Below are 20,080 nucleotides of genomic sequence, written 5' to 3'. Positions count from 1 at the left end.
TGCCCGTCACGCGTGTTCATGCCAGCCGCCGCGCGGCGCCGGCCCAAAAGGAAAGCGCATTGGCGAACGCGCCCATGGCTTCGTCCAGCGCCAGCTCCCCGCTGCCCGGCTGCAAGGACTGCTGCAGCCACAGCGCCCGCCCCTGCGGATCCACCACGCAGGTGGCCGCATGCCTTGCCAGCATGCCCGCGGCCAGCTTGCCGATTTCCGTCACCAGCCGGTCACGGTCGGCGTCGCCGGCCGGCAAGGCGCAAAGGCGGGCGGACATGGCCAGCCAGCCGTCACGCACCGGCTGCAGATGGACGCGGTAGGTGTCGTCGATCACCACGGTGATGCGGCCGTCGGCGCGTGTCGACGGCGCCAGGCCATGGCGCGCCGCATAGGCGGCAATCAGGGGATGCTGGGGTGCGTTCATGTCGGATCGTCCGCATTGCCGGCCAGCTTCCTGACGAGTCGCAGGACTTCGGCGACCGGCTCGATCAGTTCACTGGGAATGTATTGGTCTGGCAGCGCGGACGCCATCAACGCTCGCGCCAGGGGAATGTTCTGCATCACCGGCACACCGGCTTCGCGCGCCGCCCGCATCATCTGCTCGGCCAGCGCGCCCTCGCCCTTGGCCAGCACCACCGGCAGCGGCGTCTCGTCGGGCTCGTAGTAGATGGCCACCGCCAGGTGGGTGGGGTTGGTCACCAGCACCGAGGCCTTGCGCGTGCTGGCAACCGCGCCGTGCATCACCATTTCCTGGTGCAGGTGCTTGCGCTTGTGCTTGATGTGGGGATCGCCCTCCATCTCCTTGAATTCCTGCTTGATGTCTTCCTTGCTCATCATCAGCCCCTTGCGGTACTGCATGCGCTGCCAGACGAAATCGGCCAGGGAGATCACCACATAGGCCACGGCGATGTTCACGATCAGCGCGCGCATCATGCCGCCCACGCCCGCTTCCAGGCCGGCCAGGCCGCTGTGCGGCACCGCCATCAATTCCGGCAGCGCGTCACGCACCACCAGCGTCACCAGCACCGACAGGAAGGCGATCTTGATGATGGACTTGAGCAGTTCCACGAGGTTCTTCTTCGAGAAGATGTTCTTCAGGTTGCTCATCACGTTGAGCTTCTTGGCCGACGGCTTCAGCTTCTCGAACGCCAGCACCACGCCCACCTGCAGGAATTCGGAGAACATGCCCACCACCAGCACGATCAGCACGAACGGCAGCACCAGGTAGACCGCTTCGCGCAGGGCCGCGTCCAGTGCGATTGGCAGCGCTTGTTCGAAAGACTGTCCCACCAGCGTGGACGGGATCAGGACCAGCCGCCCCAGCGCCTCGACGATGCCATGGGCGTTGCCCAGCAGGTAGCCGAACAACGCCAGCACCAGCAGTGTCTGGGTGAAGTCCTTGCTGTGCGCGACATCGCCTTTCTGGCGCGCGTCGCGCAGCTTCTTTTGGGTGGGCTGTTCGGTCTTTTCGCCGCTCATGGCGCCCGCCATTGGTTGTCCAGGAACGGCAGGGCCGAACCGATCTGGCCCGTGGCCTCGGCGGCATACTCGAACAGCGTGCTCATGTAGAGCACCATCACCAGCAACGCCAGCGCGCTCTTGATCGGCATCGCCAGGAAGAACACCTGCAACTGCGGCGCGAAGCGGCTGACCAGCGCCAGCCCCACTTCGGCCAGGAACATGGAGATGATGGCCGGCGCGGCGAACAGCAGCGTCAGCCGCAGGAAGCGGCCCAGCTGGTCCAGCATCAGCGGCACGCTTTCGCGGCGCAGCGTGGGCGCCCAGTCCCACAGGTCCCACAGGCGGAAGCTGTCGTACAGCATCGTCAGCATCAGCATGAAGCCGCCGCCCACCAGGAAGAACACCATGAAGGCCTGGTTGAACAGGATCCCGAGCGGCGACGAGTCGTTGCCCGTGGCCGGGTTGATGGTGGCGCCCAGGCTGGCGCCGCGCTGGTTGTCGACCACGAAGCCCACCGCCTCGAAGATCCAGAACGGGATCGCCACGAGAAAGCCCATCACCAGGCCGATGAAGACTTCCTTGGCCACCAGCAGCACCAGCTCGACCGCGTCCAGGTCAATCACGGCGTAGCGCGGCGCCAGGGCTGGCACCAGCACCAGGCCGATGGCCGCGCACAGGGCGTAGCGCAGCATGCCGGGCAGCAGCTGGCGGTTGAACAGGGGCAACATCGCGCACAACGCCAGGATCCGCGGCTGCGTCAGCGCCAGCGTGCCCAGGAAGACTTTCGCTTCGACGAAGTTGATGCCCGAGGTCATGGTTGCGCGCCGCTCCTAGTGGATCTTGTAGAAGAGGTCGAACACGGAGATCGTGAAGTTGTACAGCTCGGCGCTGAGCCAGCGCGCCGTCAGCATGATGGTGGCGAACACCGCGATCAGCTTGACGGCGAACGACAGCGTCTGTTCCTGGATCTGCGTCAGCGCCTGGAACAGCGAGAACAGCGTGCCCACGATCGCCGCCACGGCGATCGGCGGCAGGGACAGCCACAGCACCAGGTAGAGTGCCTGCGTCATGTACGAAACGAGGTCGACGGTTCCCATGGCGGCCTCAGGTATAGGACAGCACCAGGCCCTGGATCAGCCGCGTCCAGCCGTCGACCATGACGAACAGGAACAGCTTCAGGGGCATGGAAATCGTGACCGGCGACACCATCATCATGCCCATCGCCAGCAGGATGTTGGAGACGATCAGGTCGATGATGACGAACGGCAGGTAGAGCAGGAAGCCAATCTGGAAAGCGGCGGTCAGTTCCGACAGCAGGAACGACGGAATCAGCACCAGCAGGTCGTCTTCCTTCAGGTTGCGGGCCTGCTGCTCGCCCCACAGTCCGCGCGCGGTGCGCAGGAAGAAATCGCGCTGCTCCGCGCGGCTGTTCTTGAGCATGAAGGCGCGCATCGGCTCGGCGCCGCGCGCCACCGCGTCGAGAATGCCTTCGAGCCGGTCCGGCTCGGGCGTGCCAGGGGCCGCCACGGCCGGCGGCGCGCGCAGCTCATCACCGATCTGCATCACCACGGGCCCCATGACATACGCGGACAGTATCAGCGCCAGCCCGTACAGCGCCATGTTGGGCGGCACCTGCTGCACGCCAAGGGCATTGCGCACCAGCGTCAGCACCACCGCGATCTTCAGGAACGAGGTGGTCATGACGGCGGCCAGCGGCACCAGCGCCAGCAGCGCCAGGACAACCGCCAGGCTGATCGGATCCGCGCCGTTCATGCGCCCGCCTTGCCCAGGCGATGCAGCGTGACGCCGATGCGGCCGTCGATCTCGACCAATTCACCGCTGCCGACCAGCGCGCCGTTGGCGCGCACCAGCACCGGCCCCTCGGCCAGCGGCCGCGCCAGATCGAAGGTCTCGCCGGGCTGCAGTTGGCGCAGCTCTCCCAGGGTGATCAGGCGCTCGCCCAGTTCGAAAGTCAGTCGGACGGGGATGGCGTCGATATCGAGCGGCGTCTGGGCGCCCGCGTCGGCATCCTGCGGCGATTGCGGCGTCTCGGTCATGAGGGAAGTCCAGCCTTGGGTAACGAGGTATGAAGAATCCTGGCGGCGCACGCGCAGCCCCTGGGCGCCGGCGCCCAGCCACAGTTCGCCCTCGGGCGACACCAGGCAGTGATCGAGGAACACCGTGTCGCGGGGCGCCAGGCTGCGCAGTTGCGCCGCGTCCAGCTCGGTCCAGCCCAGGCAGGCGGCGATGCGCACCGGCACGGCGTCGGCATCGATTTCGTTGGCTGCCGGCGCGGCGCGGCCGATCAAACCCGCCAACAGCATCAGGCCAAGGCCGTCCGCGGCCAACGTGGCGTAAATCGTCTCGCCGCTGGCAGGGTGGCGCGCGGCGAGCGTCCAGGCATGCGCCAGCGCCGCCGCCGGCGCGTCGCGGGCGACCACCCGCAGCGGGCCGCCTGGGGAAGTTTCGCCCAGGGCAGCGACCACCTCGGCCAGCAGCGTTTCGATGGCGGCCGACACCAGGGCGGGAGGCAGCTCGCCCGTATCCAGGTCGGGCCAGCGAGCCGCCAGCCAGGCCTGGGCCGCGCCGGCCGGCAGGCCCAGGCGCAGCCGCGCGCCGGCCCATTCCAGGTCGGCCGACAGCGTGGCCGAGCGCTGCACGGCGTCGGGCGCCCCGGGCGTGAAGCCCAGGCGCCAGCGCGCGGGTTCGGCGTCACTGCCGGCCAGTGGCGCCAGCGTGACCGCCAGGTCGGCGCCATGGCGCGCGATCAGCGAACGGGCGCGGGCCTCGTTGCCGGACAGGCGCGGCAGCGGGAGCGGAGACGAGGGGGAAAACGTACTTGCGGTCATGGGTTCCAGGGATCAACGGAGCGGCGCATCGGCGTCGGTCTCCGTCAGGCAGGGGTCTTCCGGGTCATCGGTGCCGACGCGCACGCGCGTCGGCCGGCCCAGGTTCTCGGCCAGCTGCTCGGCCAGCGGCCGCGCCAGAGTGGCCAGGCGTTCACGCGAGGTCTCGTTGGCGCAGACGAAATCGGCGACGACGCGTCCTTCCGCTTCGTAGACCGACACGCTCACGCCCGGCAACACCTCGTCTTTCAACTCCACGCGCACCTGGCGCCGGCCCTGGCTGCCGTCGGCCACCAGCAACTGCTCGGCGCCGCCCAGCAGGGCCTCGGCCAGTGCCCGGGACGGCGCGTCGGCGGGCACAACGGCCTGCGCGCCGGCGGCCCCGAACAGCGAAAACGGCGTGGGCGCCGCGGACGGCGCCGGGCTCGATTCGTCGCCGCCTTGCGCCATGGCCTGCTCGAATGCGCGCCGATCGGCGTCGCTGGCCTGGCGTCCGGACGTCTGGGCATCCGACTGGGCCAGGCCCGAGCCGTGGGTGATCGCGGTATCCAGGCCGATGCGGCGGTCGATGCTCATGCCGGCTCGTACTCCTCGTGCTGTTCCCAATCCTCGCGATCGCGGGACAGCGACGCGGCCTCTTCCATTTCCATGTCTTCCTTGTGCTCCAGCGCCTTCAGGTGCTCGGCCAGATGGAGGCTGGCCAGCTCCACGAACTTGCCCGTCAGGCGCACCGCCTGCTGGTGCTGATCGCGACGCTCGGCCAGCGCCCGGGCCTCGTCGCCCAGGCGCTGCGCCGCCTGCTCCAAGGCCTGTTCGCGCTGGCGTTCGCCTTCGCGCAGGCCGGCCACGCCCTGCAGCACGTCCTCGATCTCCCGCACCCGCACCACGCGGCTGCACAGGTCGCGGTACATGGCGCGCTCGCGCCGCTCGGATTCGTCGCGGAAATCGGCCAGCGCCTGCTCCGACGCCAGGCGCGCGGCATCGGCCTCGGCGTGCCGCAGGCGCTGGCGCGACACCGCGATCTCGGCCTGGCCTTCGCGAAAGCGCTTGATGGCGAGCAGCTCGTCGAACACGCTCATGCCGCCCCCACGATGCCGGTCATCTGCGCCAGCGCCTCGGGCAGCGTGGCGCGTTCGTCGGTGCGCTGCCGCAGGAACTGGTTGATCGCGCCGATCTTGTCGATGGCCTCGTCGGTGACCGCGTCGCCGCCGCGCTTGTACTCGCCGATCTTCACCAGCAATTCGACTTCCTGGTACTTGGCCATCAGCTCGCGCAGCCGGCCGGCGGCGCGCTTGTGCTCCGGCGTGATGACCGCGTTCATGACGCGGCTGGCGGAGGCCAGCACGTCGATCGCCGGATAGTGATTGGCCGCGCCCAGCTTGCGCGACAGCACGATGTGGCCGTCGAGGATGGAGCGGGTCTCGTCGGCGATGGGCTCGGTCATGTCGTCGCCCTCCACCAGCACCGTGTACAGCGCGGTGATGGAGCCATGCTCGTTCATGCCGGCACGCTCCATCAGCTTGGGCAGCGTGGCGAACACCGACGGCGGATAACCCCGCCGGGTCGGCGGCTCGCCGGCCGCCAGGCCGATTTCGCGTTGCGCCCGGGCGAACCGGGTCACGGAATCCATCAGGAACAGCACACGCTTGCCCTGGTCGCGGAAGTATTCGGCAATGGCGGTGGCCACATAAGCGGCCTTGGCCCGCTCCATCGACGACTTGTCGCTGGTGGCGCAGACGATCACGCTCTTGCGCCGGCCCTCGCGGCCCAGTTCGTGTTCCAGGAATTCCCGCACCTCGCGGCCGCGTTCGCCGATCAGGGCGACCACGGTCACGTCCACCGCCGCGCCCTTGACCAGCATGCCCATCAGCGTCGATTTGCCGCCGCCGGCGGCCGCGAAAATGCCCATGCGCTGGCCTTCGCCGCAGGTCAGCACGCTGTCCAGGGCGCGCACCCCCAGTTCCAGCGGCTGTGAAATGATGCGGCGCTTGAGCGGGTCCGGCGCCTCCGCGAACACGGGATAGAACTTGCTGGCCTCCAGCGGCCCGCGCTCGGCTTCGTCCAGCGGCCGGCCCAGCCCGTCCAGCACCCGGCCCAGCAGGCCCGGGCCGACGGGCACCATGTGGGCACGGCCGGTGGGGATGACTTCGGTGGCGGTGGAGATGCCATACATGTCGCCGATCGGCGTGAGCAGCGCCGCGTCGCGCGCGAATCCCACCACCTCGCCCTTCATCTCGAAATTCTCGCCAGGGTTGCGCAGGATGCAGACCTCGCCCACCTTCACCGACGGCACCACGGCCTTGATGATGGTGCCGATCACCTGCGTGACACGGCCCTTGATACGCAGCGTCGGCGTGTCCTGGAGCGCCAGCGCCATCATCTCGGAGATGTAGTCGAACTGACGCATGGCTATACGCGGCTGCCCAGGGTGCGCTGAAAGGCCTGGCGCAAGGCCTGGATCTGCCCTTCCAGGCTGGCTTCGACCATGCCGATCTCGCTTTCCAGGATGCAGGAGCCACGCGCCAGCCGGCCATCGGCCAGGATGTCGAGATAGCCCACGCCGGGATAGGCCGCCAGCAGCTCGTTGATCTGTTCTCGCACCGTATCGACTTCCGCCGGATTCAGGCGCAGCGTCATCTGCTTCTGGTTGCGCACGACGGCCAGGGCATTGCGCACCACCACCATCACCTTCTCTCGATCGTCAAAGCCGTCGACCACCTTGCGCACCGCCGACATCACCAGCTCGACCATCTCGTTTTCGACGCCGGCGAAATAATCCACCGTCCGGCCCACGGTCTCGATCATTTTCTCGGCCTGGTCCAGCAGCGCCGCCTCGTGGCCCTCATCGTAGCCGCGCTGGCGTTCCGCCTCGAAGGCCGCCTGGGTGCCGCTGATGATCGCGTCCGCCTGCGCCCGCGCATGCGCCAACAGCCGCTCCGCGTCGGCCCAGGCCAACAGCTCGGCGGCCCGCAGCACGCGCGTGGCCGGATCGATGCGGCCCGCGGCGTCGGTGTCCGCGCTGCGCGGCGTCAGCGGATCGCGGGGAATGAGGAAAGCCATGTGGGATCCGTTTGCTTCAGGAGCGACAAGCCCAGCGTCAGAGCCTGCGGCGCCGGCAGGGGTGGCGCAGGCGTGGCCACGTCGGGCAGTTTCAATTCGGCGCGGCGCGCCAGTTCGGGGCCGGCGCCGCTCCAGGCGGCGCGCAGCGCGCCCAGTCCCAGCGAGTCGATCGCGGCGGTGGTGTCGGCCAGGGTCCAGGCGACGCTGTCGGCCAGGCCGCCATGCAGGCTGGCGGCTGTGCGGCGCGAGAACGCGAGCAGGTCCCCGCCCAGGTCGGCGATGAGGGCGCGCACCTCGTCGCCGGCGATGGCGCGGCGCAGGCGCGGGCCGCACAGCACCGCCCCCAACTGGCGCGCGCATCGCATCATCGCGTCCGGCGCCAGCAAGGCCAGCGCCAGCTCCGGATGGTCCGGATCGGTCACGGGGCGCTGCCGCAAGCCCAGCGTCTCGAGGATCTCGCGCGACCAGTGCCGGTGCCACGCCGGCGCCAGCGCGGGCGCGGCGGCCACCAGCGCCAATGCCGGGCGCGGCGCATACGCGGCGTGCCGGCTGGGATGCAGGGTGCGACTGGGCAGTTGGTTGAACTCGACCAACCTGCGATCCAGCAGCGTCGATGCCGAGACCATCGCTAGCGCGCCTCGGTCACGGGTTCGCGGCGCTCGGGCCGGACGCGGCCCGGCATGCCGTGGCGCCACAGCAGGTAGCCCAGGCCGCCGGCCAGGCACAGCACCAGCAGGACCAGCGCCGTCATCCAGGCTATCAGCGTGGCCGACGATCCCTCGCCGACCTCGATGCCCAGGACGTGACGGCTACCGCCGGCGACAGCCGATGCCGCCGCGGCCGGCTGCGCCGACACCAGGGCGATCGAGACCCGGTCTTCCGTCAGCCCCGGAATCGCGTGGGTGACCAGCTTGCGGATCTGCGGCTGCAACGCGTCCAGGTTGTAGCCGGTCTGGTGCTTGATGAACACCGCGGCGGTGGATGGCGTGGTGTTCTCGCCCACGCCGCCACGCTCCGGCAAGACCACATGCACCCTGGCGGCCAGCACGCCATCCATCTGCGACAGCGTGTTGGTCAGCTCCTGCGACAGCGCATAAATATAGCGGGCGCGTTCCTCCAGGGGCGACGACACCAGTCCTTCCTTGCGGAAAATCTGTCCCATGCCGTCGAAGCGTTCCCGCGGCAGGCCGCGGGAACGCAGGATGTCGAGCGCGCGGGCCACCTGCTGCCCGTCGACCGACACCGCCACGCCGGTCTTGGTGGTGGCCTTCTGCGCCGCTATCCCGGCATCCAGCAGCACCGACAGCACCTCATTGGCCTCGCTCTCGTTGGCGGCGGAAAACAGCTCCACGCGGGCGCCGCAGGCGGCCAGGAGCAATGCCAGGCCCAGCAGCAGCCAGCGCAGGCGCGACAGCGGTCCGCCATGGGCGCGGCCATCGACGGCGAAAGAAGACGGCATTGGAACAGCTTGCATTAGGACATCCTGACGAGCGAATCGATGTTCTGGGTGGTGCGCGAGACGGCCTTTCCGACCAGCTCGTACTGCACCGACACCTGCACCAGGTCGGCCTGCAGCCGCAGCATGTCGGCGATGGCCGGCGCGGACGACATCGCGTCCAGGCGGCCCGAGATGTTCTGCCACTTCTCCGAATACTCCGTCGTGGTGCTGCGCAGGCTGGCCAGGATCTGGTTGCCGAGCGTGGCGGGGGCTGCGTCTACAGCAGGCGCGAAGGCGGTTTGCAGCGCGGCCTGCAGGCCGGTAAGCGCGGGCGTTCCGGCTTCGGGCGCAGCCATCAATTGGGCAAAGCGTTCCGTGACCAGCTCGGACGGCGTGGTCTTGACCGTGTCCAGCACGGGCGCCATTACGGCGGAAAGCGCGGTGATCTCCATGGTTCCCCTACCTAGATCTGTCGTCATTCAATTCGTTCTGCAATCCCAGCAGCGAACGCGCCAGTGCGGCGCCCTCGTCGCCCTCTCCGCCTTGCGCGCAGGCCCGCAACAGGCGCGTGCTTTCGGCTTTGCGGCCAGCCAGTTGCAGGGCCAGGCCGCGCCAGGCCGTCAACAGTGCGCGCTCGCCGGGCGCGCTGACCTCGCCCTGCTCAAGCAGCCGTACCGCCTCGTCCGCGCTATCCGCATTCAGCCGCGCCACAGCCAATCCCAGCCAGGGGTAAGCTCGGCCCGGCCGCAAGGCGCGCAACGCCAGGAAGATGGAATCGGCATGCGCCACGTCGCCGCGGCCGGCGGCCAGAAACCCTACTTCGGCCAGGATGCGGGCATCGTCCGCATCAAGCACAAAAGCCGTCTCATCCGAGACGGCCGTTGCGGTGCCTGCACCCCCCCTATCGATCATGGCGTTTGCGTCTCACGAGGAGACTCCTTTTCCGGTCAGTGCCAGCAGGCTTGCCGCCCGCGCCCCCAATTGGGCATAGCTGTCGTCACCCTGAGCGACGGCCATCACGAGCTGCAACGATTCTCGTGCTTCCTCGGCCTGCTCCAGAGCCAACTGGCACTCCGCCACGCGCAGCGTCGCCTCCGGCGCCAGCGGATACAGAACGCCGATCAATGAATGGATCCGGATCGCTTCTTCGTAGCGCGCCTGCATCTGCAGGCACAGGGCCAGGCCGGCCAGGTAATGCTTGCGGGTGGGGCCGTACTGCGACAGAAAGGCGAACAGCGGCAATGCCTGGGCATACTGGGCCTGCGCCACGTGCGCATAGGCCATGGCGTAGATCACTTCGAGTTGGTCGGCGGTGAGCCGCTGGCTGCCCGGCAATGCCGCCAAACCGTCATAAAGTTGCTGCCCGAAGGGGCTGCGCGACGCCGCGGATGAGAATTGGGACACTTGGTTTTCTCCGATATTGACGCCAGTCAGACCATGGCGCGCTTGCCGATATTGGCGGTGACCTGGCTCATGCTCTCGGCCGCCGCATTGATCATCTTGCTGACCATCTGCATCGACTCGTCCATGGCCTGCAGCACACTCTTGATCTTCTCGCGGTCTTCCTCCATTGAGGCCTGCAGCTTGACCAGCAGCGCCTCGAGCGCCTTCTTGTCGGCCAGCACCTTGTCGGCCGCCTCCTGCGCCTGCGCCGACTTGATGGTTTCGGCGCCGGTAATGACTTGACCCGCGCCCTTGGCCACCGCTGCCGCGCCCGAGGCCACCTGGCCGGCAGTCTTGACGCTGTCGGCCACGGTGCGCGCCGTTTGCGAGCCGACATTGGCGGCCGCGTTGGCCCCGGCCGATACCGCCCCGGCGCCGAACGAGGCCACCGCCATCACCACCCCGACCGTGATCGTCGCGGCAAGGCCGACCGCCATCGCGATATAGCCCGCGGTCTGCGGATCGGCCCCAGCGACCACCGCGATGGCGCCGGCCATCTTGCCCAGCGCGCCGGGTTCGATAAGGATTGCGCCAGTCATCAGCATCGAGGCGCCGGCGACGATATTGCCGATCTTCTCCGCCAGATCCGGCTCCACGCCAAAAGCCTGCAGCAACTTGCTCACAGCCTGGGTGATCAGATTGCTGATGCTGATTTCGGGGCCGCCACATTCTGCCGATATCTGATTGGCCAGCAGGCTGACCGCACCCGCCACCGCGATGGCCGCCAGCGTCACCATGACCGGACCCGCCGCACCGCCCGTGACGGCCGTGGCCGCCACCGCCGCCACCACCATCAGCGCCGCGGCGATTGCGGCCACGATGGCGCCGATCCAGCCGAAGATCTTGCCCAGGATGCCACCCTTTTCAGCTTCCTTGCTCTTCTGGATCCATTCGTCGACCTTGCGCGCCTGCTCCTCGTTGTTCTTGGCCTGCTCGATGCGGTTGTTTTCGATGTTTTCCTTGGCGCTGCGCAACTGCGCATCCTGTGTCTTGCCCTGCAGGGCCCGCAACAAGTCCACCATTTCGGCGGCCGAGAACTCGCGGCTCGGTGGTGTGATGGCAGGCTTGCCGTTGGCGTTGGTCACGCCGTCGCCGCCGCTGCGAGCTTGCGCGACGCTGGATGCCCACTGCGATGCCAGTGCGGCCAGGTCCAAGCCGCTGGCCGCACGCAGCACAGCCTCGGCCGCCGCGCCGGCGGCTCCAGCGCCGGACGCATCCGGGGTCGGCGTCAATCCGGCGTTGCCGGTCGAAGGGCGGATGTCCATGGTGTCGGCTCCTCTTGTGGCGGACTCAGAGGTTGCGGGCGATGCCGCGATTGGTCTCGCTACGGCTCTGCTCGATCGCACCGAGCTTTTCGCGGATGTCGCGGATGATGTCCATCATCTGCTGCATCATGTCATTGGCATGCTGCGCCCCCGACTCGGCCACCTTGGCCTGGGCCTCCAGCTGGGCCCTGACCGCGTCGGCCTCGCCCGCCTTGCGGTCGTAGGCCGCCTGGACGATGCCGCCGATTCCACCGGCCATGCCGCTCAAGCCCTGGCCGATGCCGGAGGAATTACTGGCAAAGCCATCCAGGCGCGCTTGCGTCACGGTTTGCTGCGCGGTCAGCGGGCTGGAGGTGGTGGTCATGCGGGCCGAGGCGCCCATGGCGGCCACGCCACCGGCACCGACGCCGGCCTGCATCACGCCGCCGACGATCTGGCTGATGCCCTGCGCGAGAGCGCCCTTGAAACGCTCCTCGGCCGCTTCCTTGATCTTGTCGGCCGCGGCCAGCAACGACTGCGTCTGCGCGTCCAACGACGCGGCGCGATCGGCACGGGCGGCATTGCGCTGTTCCTGCGAGATCTTCTGCAGCAACGCCATCACGGCGTACATATCGGTGTCGGCATTGCTCATCAGTTTGTTCAGTGCATCGGTGGCGCCGGCAAAGGCCCCGCTCACGGGTGGCGGCAGGCCCAGCGCGGCCAGCTTGTCGGCCCCGCCCCCCTTGCCAACGAACTTAGCGGCGTCCAGTGCGGTGTAACCGGGAACCGCCGACTTGGCGCCTTCGACGCCGGCCAGCGGATCGAGCAGCGCCGGGTTGATGGCGCCCGGGGTGTTAACGTTGATCATCTCAATTCTCCTTGGCGCCACGCGCCGCCAGCAGATCACGCAAGCCGCGCGCACGCTCGGCCAGCGCGGCGTGGCGATCCGGTTTGCACATGGCCAACGCCAGGTCGCACGATTGCAGGGCGGCGGCGGGTTGGCCCATTTCCAGCAGGCATTGCGCCGCATGGAACACGGGCGCCGGTTCTAGCGGATCGAGCAGCGTCGCGGCCATGTACTGCTGCAGCGCGTCGGCATGCTTGCCCATGGCCTGCGCGGTGGCGCCCAGAGCCATCAGATAGCGATGCTCCGTGTGGTCCAAAGTCACCAGATAGGCCAGCACCTTGAGGGCATCGGCGTAGCGCCCCTTTTCATACAAGCCGTAGCCCAGCGCGTAGAGCGCCTCGCATTCGTCGGCGGTCATACTCTTGAGCTGCCGCAGACTGCCACCCCGGGCCATCTGATCGACGATCTGGTCGTGCAACGCTGCATACTCCGCGCCGGTCATCGGCGCCTGGGTGGCGGTATTCATGGCGGGCTCCCTGGCGTCAGGATCAGACCATCGTGCGCGGACGCTTGACAGGCGCGCCCGAGGCGCGCGGCGTGCTGCGCTGGCGGGCGTAGGCGGCTTCCTGCTCGACTTCGCGGTCGACCGCCTCCATGTCCTGACGGAACAGCGCCTCGGCCTGCTGGCGCTGGCGCTCGTCCATCGGCTGCGCCAGCAACGTGGCGCGCACCTTGTCCGGATCCAACCCGAACTTGCGCAGGTTGTCGTCGGATGATTCGAGGGACCGCTGGGCCTCGCGCACGGCGGCTTCGGCGCGTTCGATGAGGTCCTGAATGTTCTGATATTGGGTGTCGGCCATTGCCGTTCTCCGGATTGCGGGCAGGTGGGAGGGGCTCAGCGCATGTTGCCGATGATCGACGAACGGCTGTCCTGCATCTTCTTGATGAAGTTGGTCATAGTGTCGAAGGCTTCATTGCGCTTGTTCGACAGGCTCTGCAAGCGCAGCATGTCCATCTGCTGGCTATTGCTGGCGGAATCGAGCTTGCTCTTGAGATCCGGGATCGCCTTCTCCAGACCTTCGCGGGTCGGCATGCCGGTCACATTGGCGCCAACGACGTTACCCGCGGCATCCTTGATCGGGGTGGCCGTCACAGGCGCCGGATCCATGCCCAGCTTGAACGCCTGCGTGGCGTATTCGGTGGCCAGCGTCTTGTTGGTGGGCGTGCCAGCGCCTTCGCTTACCTTGTCCCCCGGCTTGGCGTCCTTGGACTCCAGCGTGGCCTTCATGCCGTTCAGCTTGGCCTGCATGTCGTTCAGCGCGCCGGTCAGCTCGTTGCGCTTCTGCACTTCCTCGATCTGACTTTTGAGCTGGCGGTCCAGCAGCTTGGTGCGCTCGCTCTGTACCATAATCAGGGCAGTCTCGATATCCATGCCGGAGATATCGGTTATGTTGATGGCGCCAACGCCGGCGGGGTTCATGTTCACGCTCATGAGAGAGACTCCTGGTCCGGGCGGATCGCCTGGTTTCGATGTTGCGGTTGACCGACTATGCAGCGTAAGTAACGGAATCCGGCGTCAGGTTCCACGAATCTTTTCGGAAATCGCCATCCGGCTGTCCTGCATCTTCCTGATGTAATTGGTCAGCATGTCGGCGGACTCGTTGCGGCGATTCATCAGTGCCTGCAACCGCAGCATCTGGTCCTGCTGCAGATTCGAAGCCTCATCGATCGCGCCCTGGACCCGGGTCACGGCCTTGCGCAATTCACCGTATTCCGAGTCGTAGCGAATGCCGCCAGGGCAGCGGTTAAGGGTTTGCCCGGGGTAGTCGGGCGCCATGAAGCCATCACGGCCGGCCATCCGGTCAACCAGTTGCGCGGCCAGCAACTGGCCCCGCAGGTCGCCCTTGTCGCGCCACTGTGCCAGCAGGTCGGCCTGCCCGGAGGGCAAATAGGCGCGGGCAAAGTCCTTCATGTCGCCCATGTGGCCGAACAGGCGCCAGGTATTGCTGTCGGCGGCGAAGCCCAGGTTGATGCCCGCCTCGGCCGCCGCCCGATTGATGCGGTCAGCCAAGCGGAAACTCCAGCCACCACTGGCGTCATCCCATTCCTTGTCGTACTTGGCGCTCGCATTGAACTGCGCCTGTACCGCTTTCAGGCCGGCCTGCACGATGTTGAGCAGCTCCAGGCGCCGGTTAAGCGCCCGCAATTCCCGGATCTGCGTCTCGATCTGCTTGTCGAGCAGGCGCCCACGCTCGCCCTGCACACTGAGCATCGCGGTGTCCTGGTCGGCGCCCACCAGGTCGGCGCCACGAACGCCACTGGAACTTTCCAGGCCCACGCCTCCCAGGCTGGGCTGACTGCCGTTGACCGGTCTGGCCATAATCCGCCCCCGTTTATTTCATCAGCGCATGTTGCCTATGATCGACGACCTGCTCTCCTGCATCTTCTTGATGAAGTTGGTCATCACGTCGAAGGCCTCGTTGCGCTTGCCGGTCAGCCCTTGCAGCCGCAACATTTCCATCTGCTGGGTATTGCTCAGGTTGTCGAGCGAGCTCTTGATCTCGTTGACCGCCTGTCTATTGGCATCGATGGCCTTGGCGTTGTTGGCGACCTGGGCCTCGAGCGCCGAAATCTTGGCGCCGAGCTGATCGACGAAACCCTGCACCACCCGTCCCTTCGCATCCATGGTCCCGTTGCGATCAACATCACGGGGCGCGTCGTCGCCAGTCGGGATCGTCAGTCCTGCCGCCTTGATCTGGTCCAGCGTGGCGTGCGAAAGCGCCTTGTCGTCACCCTGCCCCCAGGACAATCCGTACCATCCCTCGGGGTTGGGACACTTGCTGGCCGACAGCCGCCCCTGCAGGTCCTTGAGCTGATCGATCTGGCCCTGCAGCGTCACGTTGGACGATTCCAGCTTCAGGCTTTCAGCGTTCTTGGCGTTCATGGCCTCGTTCAGGCCGGCCATCTGCGCATTGCGCCCATTGACCGAATCGAGCTGCTGGCGCAAGGCGTCCTCCAGCATCTGCGAGCGCTGGGTCTGCACCGCCATCAGCGCGGTCTCCAGATCCATGCTGGCCAGATCCATGCCCGCAACACCCCCTACTCCCATTCCGGAAACCGTAGACATTCCTTTCTCCTTGATCGCCCCTCCCGGTCACCACGCGGCAATCGGACGGCACGGGTTAACCCTGAAATTTCTCGCGGCTCATCCGGATTCCGGGGAATCCGCGGCCTGCCCTTGTACGTAACGGCCGCCGGGCCTTGGTTCCATGCAAAGTAGATGGAACTTTTCCAGCCCAACCGTTACTACCCCTGACTGTGCGCGGCCTCCGGCCGCCTTTCCTCGCGCCCCCATGAACCGTATCGACGCCGGCCTGCCCGCCTCCGCCTTCTCATCCACGACCTCGCATGCCGACGTCCAGCACGGCCAGCAGCAGGTCGGCACGATGCTGGGCCAGGCCGTCGTGACGGTGGAGGGCGAGATCTCGCTGGCGGATTCGGCCGAGGAACTCAGCCTGCACATGGCCGAGAAGACCGAGGACAAGCATCACGCCGAACGCAGGATTGGCCGGGACCCCGCGCAGCAGCTGCTCGGCGCCGAGGCGATCATGGCCTACCTGGCCGAATCGCATGACGCCGACGCCCAGGAAAAACTGGTGGAACTGGCCCGCCACCTGCTGACCGGCCAGGCCGATCCGCGCCAGGGCGCCGCCCGGGCGTTCGGCGATGCGGCCCGCCAGTACCTGGGCCTGCAATACGCGCTGCGGCAAGGTGAACAGCAGGGCGCATCCGAAGAAATCCTGGACGGACTGCGCGAAGCCCTGGCCGATCTCGAACTGGAAAGCGGCCCGCAGATACGCGCCAGCCTGAACACCGTCGGGGCGGCGGCCGGCTATGCCGACGACGCGCGCGGCGTGGCTGATTTCCAGCGCACCTACCAGGATGTGGTGCTGGGGGAGGCCTCGCTGGCCAGAACCCTGTCGCTGGCGCTGGAACGATTCGGCGGCAAAGACGTGGGCCGCGGCCTGCAGCAACTGATCCAGGCCCTGGGCCAGGACCTGGCAGCCGCCCGCCCGTCCACCAGCCCCGACCGGCTGCAGGCCCTGATGCAGGACCTGTACCAGCTCGGCGTGGCGGTCACGGTGCTGGACGGCTGCGGCGAACTGGGCGAAAAAATGGCGCATGAACACGGCAAGCCGCTGGCGGCCGACCGCCTGATGCAGGATCTGGTCAATATCAGCAACGAGAAGTGGATTTCCGAATCCCGCTTCGCGGCGCTGGCCGCGAGCCACGGCGTCGACAGCGTGGCGGCGCGCATCGCATTCCTGGGCGGGGTGCGCGCCGTGCTCAAGGATCTGCCCGTGCCGATGTACCCGGACGCCGACGCACGCCAATCGGTCCTGGGCGCGGCGCAACTGGCCCTGGATGCGGCCATCGACGAGGAATACGAATGAATGGCCTGGATGGCGCCCTGGGGGCATTCGGTGAAAGCATCGGCCTGGAGCGGCTGGCGCTGGGCGCGCGCGGCAACCTGGCCCTGCAACTGGATTCGGGACGCCGCCTTGCCATCGAGCCCATCGGCGACGAAGTGCTGGTCTATGTCTCGGAACCGGTGCCTTACGACGCCGCGCAGCGCCTGCTGCGCGCCTGGCGGCGGGCCCACCATTCGCGCCTGGAGGGCCTGGCGGTGCAGGCTGCCCTGCGCGACCAGGACGGTATCCCGCGGCTGCTGGCGCTGGCCCGGTTGCCCGCGGCACAGGCCGACGCGCCGGCGCTGCGGCGTACGGTGGAGCAGCTTGCGCGCTGGCTCGACGACACGCGCACCGACTGACCCACGACGGAGACCCCGAATCATGTCCGACATGCGCATCAACAGCTTTGCCTTCGACCGCGGCCTGGACGGCATCTCCTACGCCGGCCGCGAGGCGGCGGGCCAGCACCTGCCGGAACGCCAGGAACTGGCGCCTCCCGCGGACGGCGTCAAGGCGCAGCTGGCCCAGTTGCTCGACACGCCCAACATCGACCGTTACCTCGACAACCAGTTGCGTCCCACGGTGTCCAACCGCGACCTGCTGCTGCCGGGCAAGTTCGCGCAGGCCCTGCAATCGACGCTGGAAGGCCTGAGCGCCGCGGCCGAACAGGGCCCGGAGCGCAGCGCCGACGACGCCCGCGCGCTCAACCGCGCGGTGCGCCTGCTCAAGGACGAAGCTGGCCTGCGCGAACTGGTCGCCATGTATCGCAGCGCGCTGTACCAGGGATGAACGCCTCCATGTCCTTGACGCCCGACGCCCGCGAACTGCTCAGCCTGCTCGCCTATGTCTATCTGGAAAACAACCGCCCGGAAAAGAGCGCGGTGCTGTTGAATGCGCTGCGCACACTGGGCCTGGCCGACAACCGCCAGCTCGCCACCCTGGCGCTGGCCCAACTGCGCGCCGGCAAATCCGAAGCCGCCCTGGCTACCCTCGACCTGTTGGCCATGCAGGGCGGCATCGACGCCTCGTTCCACCTGATCCGCTCGCAGGCCCTGCTGGCCCTGGAGCGGCGCGACGAGGCCGCCGCGGCCATGCGCGCCTACGTTGCCCTGCGCCCCGCCCCGGCGGCCGCGCCCACCGAAGCAGAAACGACTTGAGCCGCCCCATGCAAGCCCTGAACCGCGTCGTCGCCGCCGCCACCAGCCGCAACGATATCGTCCTGGCGGTCCTGATCGTCTCGATCATCTTCATGATGATCCTGCCGCTGCCCACGACGCTGGTCGACGTGCTGATCGGCGCCAACATGACGCTGTCGGCCATCCTGCTGATGGTGGCCATGTACCTGCCATCGCCGCTGGCGTTCTCGTCGTTCCCGTCGGTGCTGCTGGTCACCACGCTGTTCCGCCTGGGCATCTCGATCGCCACCACCCGCCTGATCCTGCTGCAGGGCGATGCCGGCCACATCATCGAGACCTTCGGCAACTTCGTGGTGGGCGGCAATCTCATTGTCGGCCTGGTGGTGTTCCTTATCCTCACCATCGTGCAATTCGTGGTCATCACCAAGGGCGCCGAGCGCGTGGCCGAAGTAGCGGCGCGCTTCTCGCTGGACGCCATGCCCGGCAAGCAGATGTCGATCGACGCCGACCTGCGCGCCGGCACCATCGACATGGACGAGGCGCGCAAGCGCCGCTCGGTGGTGGAAAAGGAAAGCCAGCTGTACGGCGCCATGGACGGCGCCATGAAATTCGTCAAGGGCGACGCCATCGCCGGACTCATCATCGTCGCGGTCAACCTGCTGGGCGGCATCCTCATCGGCACCATGCAGCGCGGCCTGTCCGCCGGCGAGGCGGTGCAGGTGTACTCGATCCTGACCATCGGCGACGGCCTGATCGCGCAAATCCCGGCGCTGTTCATCGCCATCTGCGCCGGCATCATCGTGACCCGGGTGCAGACCGGCGACGGCCCCTCCAACGTCGGCAAGGACATCGGCGCCCAGGTGCTGGCGCAACCGCGCGCGCTCTTGATCGCCGCCGCCATCGCGATCGGCATGGGCCTGATCCCGGGCATGCCGACCCTGACCTTCCTGGCGCTGGCCGCGGTGGTCGGCACCATCGGCTTCGTGCTGCTGCGCGGCACGCGCAAGGTGGTGGACGAGAAGACCGGCGAGATCACCGAAATCCCCGCCCTGGCGGCCGATGGCCAGAAGCCGCAGGCCAGGCCGCGCGCCGACGGCAGCGCCGAGTTCGCGCCCACCCTGCCGCTGATGATCGACGTGGCCGCCGCGCTGCAACGCAGCTTCGACGCCGACGAGCTCAACGAAGAACTGCTGAAGATCCGCCGCGCGCTCTATTTCGACCTGGGCGTGCCGTTCCCCGGCATCCAGCTGCGCTTCAACGACGCGCTGCCGGCGGACAGCTACAACATCCTGCTGTCCGAAGTGCCGATCTCCCAGGGCAAGCTGCGGCCGGGCGCGGTGCTGGTGCGCGACACGGAACAGAACCTGCAGGCGCTGCAGGTGCCCTACGAAACCGACAAGCGCTTCCTGCCCAACGTCCCGACGCTCTGGGTCGACGCCGGCCTGGCGCCCACCTTGACGGCCGCCGGCATCCCGTTCCTGGACCCGCACCAGGTGCTGACCTGGCACCTGGCCTTCGTGCTGAAGAAATACTCGTCGGACTTCATCGGCATCCAGGAAACGCGCTTCCTGTTGACGGCCATGGAAGACCGCTTCCCCGACCTGGTCAAGGAAGCGCTGCGGGTGATGCCGGTGCAGAAGATCGCCGAGATCCTGCAGCGGCTGGTGTCCGAGGACATCTCTGTGCGCAACCTGCGCGCGGTGCTGGAAGCGCTGATCGAATGGGGCCAGAAGGAAAAGGACTCGGTGCTGCTGACCGAATACGTGCGCGTCTCTCTCAAGCGCCACATCAGCTACAAGTACTCCAGCGGCCAGAACATCCTGCCGGCCTACCTGCTGGCGCCCAACGTCGAAGAAACCGTGCGCGGCGCCATCCGCCAGACCTCGGCCGGCAGCTACCTGGCGCTCGACCCCAATGCCTCCAGGAAGCTGGTGGACAACATCAAGCGCGTCGCCGGCGACCTGACGGCGGCAGCCCAGAAGCCCGTGCTGCTGACCTCGATGGACATCCGGCGCTACCTGCGCAAGATGATCGAGCAGGACCTGTACGAGCTGCCGGTGCTGTCCTACCAGGAGCTGACCCAGGAAATCAACGTGCAGCCGCTGGCCCGGGTGGATCTGTGAAGACACCCGCAACCGGAGC

27 protein-coding genes are annotated in these 20,080 nt (G+C 67.5%); 5 read left to right on the top strand and 22 right to left on the bottom strand.

Annotated elements, in window-relative coordinates; translation table 11 throughout:
- Positions 1–16 precede the first annotated feature (16 nt).
- The 22 genes from AC6CR5_RS24045 to AC6CR5_RS23940 form a co-directional block, all read right to left on the bottom strand.
- A complete protein-coding gene (locus tag AC6CR5_RS24045; RefSeq protein WP_179840943.1) occupies positions 17–415 on the bottom strand; it encodes a CesT family type III secretion system chaperone in 399 nt (132 codons plus the stop codon).
- Positions 412–1,470 (bottom strand): type III secretion system export apparatus subunit SctU, encoded by a 1,059-nt coding sequence (sctU, locus tag AC6CR5_RS24040; protein ID WP_045953356.1) that lies wholly within the window; start codon positions 1,468–1,470, stop codon positions 412–414. The genes AC6CR5_RS24045 and sctU overlap by 4 nt, the downstream gene beginning before the upstream one ends.
- Positions 1,467–2,267, bottom strand: coding sequence for a type III secretion system export apparatus subunit SctT (gene sctT / locus AC6CR5_RS24035; protein WP_047993389.1), 801 nt, complete (start codon positions 2,265–2,267; stop codon positions 1,467–1,469). Before sctT ends, sctU begins: the two co-directional genes overlap by 4 nt.
- Positions 2,268–2,282: 15 nt before the next feature.
- Complete coding sequence (sctS, locus tag AC6CR5_RS24030; protein WP_008163300.1) at positions 2,283–2,549, bottom strand: type III secretion system export apparatus subunit SctS; 267 nt, start codon at positions 2,547–2,549, stop codon at positions 2,283–2,285.
- Positions 2,550–2,556: 7 nt separating this feature from the next.
- Positions 2,557–3,225, bottom strand: coding sequence for a type III secretion system export apparatus subunit SctR (gene sctR / locus AC6CR5_RS24025; protein WP_459228960.1), 669 nt, complete (start codon positions 3,223–3,225; stop codon positions 2,557–2,559).
- Complete coding sequence (gene sctQ / locus AC6CR5_RS24020; RefSeq protein ID WP_498085010.1) at positions 3,222–4,301, bottom strand: type III secretion system cytoplasmic ring protein SctQ; 1,080 nt, start codon at positions 4,299–4,301, stop codon at positions 3,222–3,224. The genes sctR and sctQ overlap by 4 nt, the downstream gene beginning before the upstream one ends.
- Before the next feature lie 12 nt (positions 4,302–4,313).
- Positions 4,314–4,874, bottom strand: coding sequence for a hypothetical protein (locus AC6CR5_RS24015; RefSeq protein ID WP_020925209.1), 561 nt, complete (start codon positions 4,872–4,874; stop codon positions 4,314–4,316).
- Positions 4,871–5,377 (bottom strand): type III secretion protein, encoded by a 507-nt coding sequence (locus AC6CR5_RS24010; protein WP_020925210.1) that lies wholly within the window; start codon positions 5,375–5,377, stop codon positions 4,871–4,873. The genes AC6CR5_RS24015 and AC6CR5_RS24010 overlap by 4 nt, the downstream gene beginning before the upstream one ends.
- Positions 5,374–6,705 carry a type III secretion system ATPase SctN gene (sctN, locus tag AC6CR5_RS24005; RefSeq protein WP_020925211.1) on the bottom strand — a complete coding sequence of 444 codons (1,332 nt, stop codon included), beginning with the start codon at positions 6,703–6,705 and terminating at the stop codon, positions 5,374–5,376. Before sctN ends, AC6CR5_RS24010 begins: the two co-directional genes overlap by 4 nt.
- A gap of 2 nt (positions 6,706–6,707) precedes the next feature.
- Positions 6,708–7,358, bottom strand: a complete 651-nt coding sequence (locus tag AC6CR5_RS24000) for an HrpE/YscL family type III secretion apparatus protein (RefSeq protein WP_498085009.1) — start codon at positions 7,356–7,358, stop codon at positions 6,708–6,710.
- Positions 7,328–7,984 carry a SctK family type III secretion system sorting platform protein gene (locus tag AC6CR5_RS23995; protein WP_020925213.1) on the bottom strand — a complete coding sequence of 219 codons (657 nt, stop codon included), beginning with the start codon at positions 7,982–7,984 and terminating at the stop codon, positions 7,328–7,330. The genes AC6CR5_RS24000 and AC6CR5_RS23995 overlap by 31 nt, the downstream gene beginning before the upstream one ends.
- Before the next feature lie 2 nt (positions 7,985–7,986).
- Positions 7,987–8,832 carry a type III secretion system inner membrane ring lipoprotein SctJ gene (gene sctJ / locus AC6CR5_RS23990; RefSeq protein ID WP_054472448.1) on the bottom strand — a complete coding sequence of 282 codons (846 nt, stop codon included), beginning with the start codon at positions 8,830–8,832 and terminating at the stop codon, positions 7,987–7,989.
- Positions 8,832–9,275, bottom strand: coding sequence for a type III secretion system inner rod subunit SctI (sctI, locus tag AC6CR5_RS23985; protein ID WP_223821552.1), 444 nt, complete (start codon positions 9,273–9,275; stop codon positions 8,832–8,834). Before sctI ends, sctJ begins: the two co-directional genes overlap by 1 nt.
- Entirely contained in the window at positions 9,256–9,651 is a 396-nt protein-coding gene (locus AC6CR5_RS23980) for a hypothetical protein (RefSeq protein ID WP_227740002.1), read from the bottom strand. The genes sctI and AC6CR5_RS23980 overlap by 20 nt, the downstream gene beginning before the upstream one ends.
- Before the next feature lie 69 nt (positions 9,652–9,720).
- Positions 9,721–10,200: a SycD/LcrH family type III secretion system chaperone gene (locus AC6CR5_RS23975; protein WP_269474960.1), complete on the bottom strand. Its 480-nt coding sequence runs from the start codon at positions 10,198–10,200 to the stop codon at positions 9,721–9,723.
- Positions 10,201–10,226: 26 nt separating this feature from the next.
- Positions 10,227–11,504 carry a type III secretion system translocon subunit SseC family protein gene (gene sctE, locus AC6CR5_RS23970; RefSeq protein ID WP_054480529.1) on the bottom strand — a complete coding sequence of 426 codons (1,278 nt, stop codon included), beginning with the start codon at positions 11,502–11,504 and terminating at the stop codon, positions 10,227–10,229.
- A 25-nt stretch (positions 11,505–11,529) separates the two neighbouring features.
- Positions 11,530–12,351 (bottom strand): type III secretion system translocon subunit SctB, encoded by an 822-nt coding sequence (gene sctB, locus AC6CR5_RS23965; RefSeq protein WP_200220828.1) that lies wholly within the window; start codon positions 12,349–12,351, stop codon positions 11,530–11,532.
- Between the two features lies 1 nt (position 12,352).
- Positions 12,353–12,856, bottom strand: a complete 504-nt coding sequence (locus tag AC6CR5_RS23960; protein WP_053074847.1) for a SycD/LcrH family type III secretion system chaperone — start codon at positions 12,854–12,856, stop codon at positions 12,353–12,355.
- A gap of 22 nt (positions 12,857–12,878) precedes the next feature.
- A complete protein-coding gene (locus AC6CR5_RS23955; protein ID WP_047993381.1) occupies positions 12,879–13,190 on the bottom strand; it encodes a hypothetical protein in 312 nt (103 codons plus the stop codon).
- A gap of 35 nt (positions 13,191–13,225) precedes the next feature.
- A complete protein-coding gene (locus AC6CR5_RS23950; RefSeq protein WP_498085008.1) occupies positions 13,226–13,822 on the bottom strand; it encodes a hypothetical protein in 597 nt (198 codons plus the stop codon).
- Positions 13,823–13,906: 84 nt separating this feature from the next.
- A complete protein-coding gene (locus AC6CR5_RS23945) occupies positions 13,907–14,626 on the bottom strand; it encodes a hypothetical protein (protein ID WP_070780654.1) in 720 nt (239 codons plus the stop codon).
- 105 nt (positions 14,627–14,731) lie between these two features.
- Positions 14,732–15,400, bottom strand: coding sequence for a hypothetical protein (locus tag AC6CR5_RS23940; protein WP_223821554.1), 669 nt, complete (start codon positions 15,398–15,400; stop codon positions 14,732–14,734).
- A 283-nt stretch (positions 15,401–15,683) separates the two neighbouring features.
- On the opposite strand from AC6CR5_RS23940, the gene sctW reads away from it, so the two are divergent.
- The 5 genes from sctW to sctV are packed head-to-tail and all read left to right on the top strand — an operon-like array spanning position 15,684 to position 20,061.
- Positions 15,684–16,784, top strand: a complete 1,101-nt coding sequence (sctW, locus tag AC6CR5_RS23935; RefSeq protein WP_316312857.1) for a type III secretion system gatekeeper subunit SctW — start codon at positions 15,684–15,686, stop codon at positions 16,782–16,784.
- Complete coding sequence (locus AC6CR5_RS23930; RefSeq protein WP_047993377.1) at positions 16,781–17,161, top strand: hypothetical protein; 381 nt, start codon at positions 16,781–16,783, stop codon at positions 17,159–17,161. The genes sctW and AC6CR5_RS23930 overlap by 4 nt, the downstream gene beginning before the upstream one ends.
- 22 nt (positions 17,162–17,183) lie before the next feature.
- On the top strand, positions 17,184–17,591 hold the full coding sequence (sctX, locus tag AC6CR5_RS23925) for a type III secretion apparatus assembly protein SctX (protein ID WP_020925226.1): 408 nt from the start codon (positions 17,184–17,186) through the stop codon (positions 17,589–17,591).
- Positions 17,592–17,599: 8 nt separating this feature from the next.
- Positions 17,600–17,959 (top strand): type III secretion apparatus assembly chaperone SctY, encoded by a 360-nt coding sequence (gene sctY, locus AC6CR5_RS23920; RefSeq protein WP_020925227.1) that lies wholly within the window; start codon positions 17,600–17,602, stop codon positions 17,957–17,959.
- Between the two features lie 8 nt (positions 17,960–17,967).
- Positions 17,968–20,061 (top strand): type III secretion system export apparatus subunit SctV, encoded by a 2,094-nt coding sequence (sctV, locus tag AC6CR5_RS23915; protein WP_498085007.1) that lies wholly within the window; start codon positions 17,968–17,970, stop codon positions 20,059–20,061.
- Positions 20,062–20,080: the final 19 nt, after the last annotated feature.

The organism is Achromobacter sp. EG18, from assembly GCF_059759395.1.
Note: the sequence above shows the minus strand (reverse complement) of the source record. Positions and strands in the feature narration are given on the sequence as shown.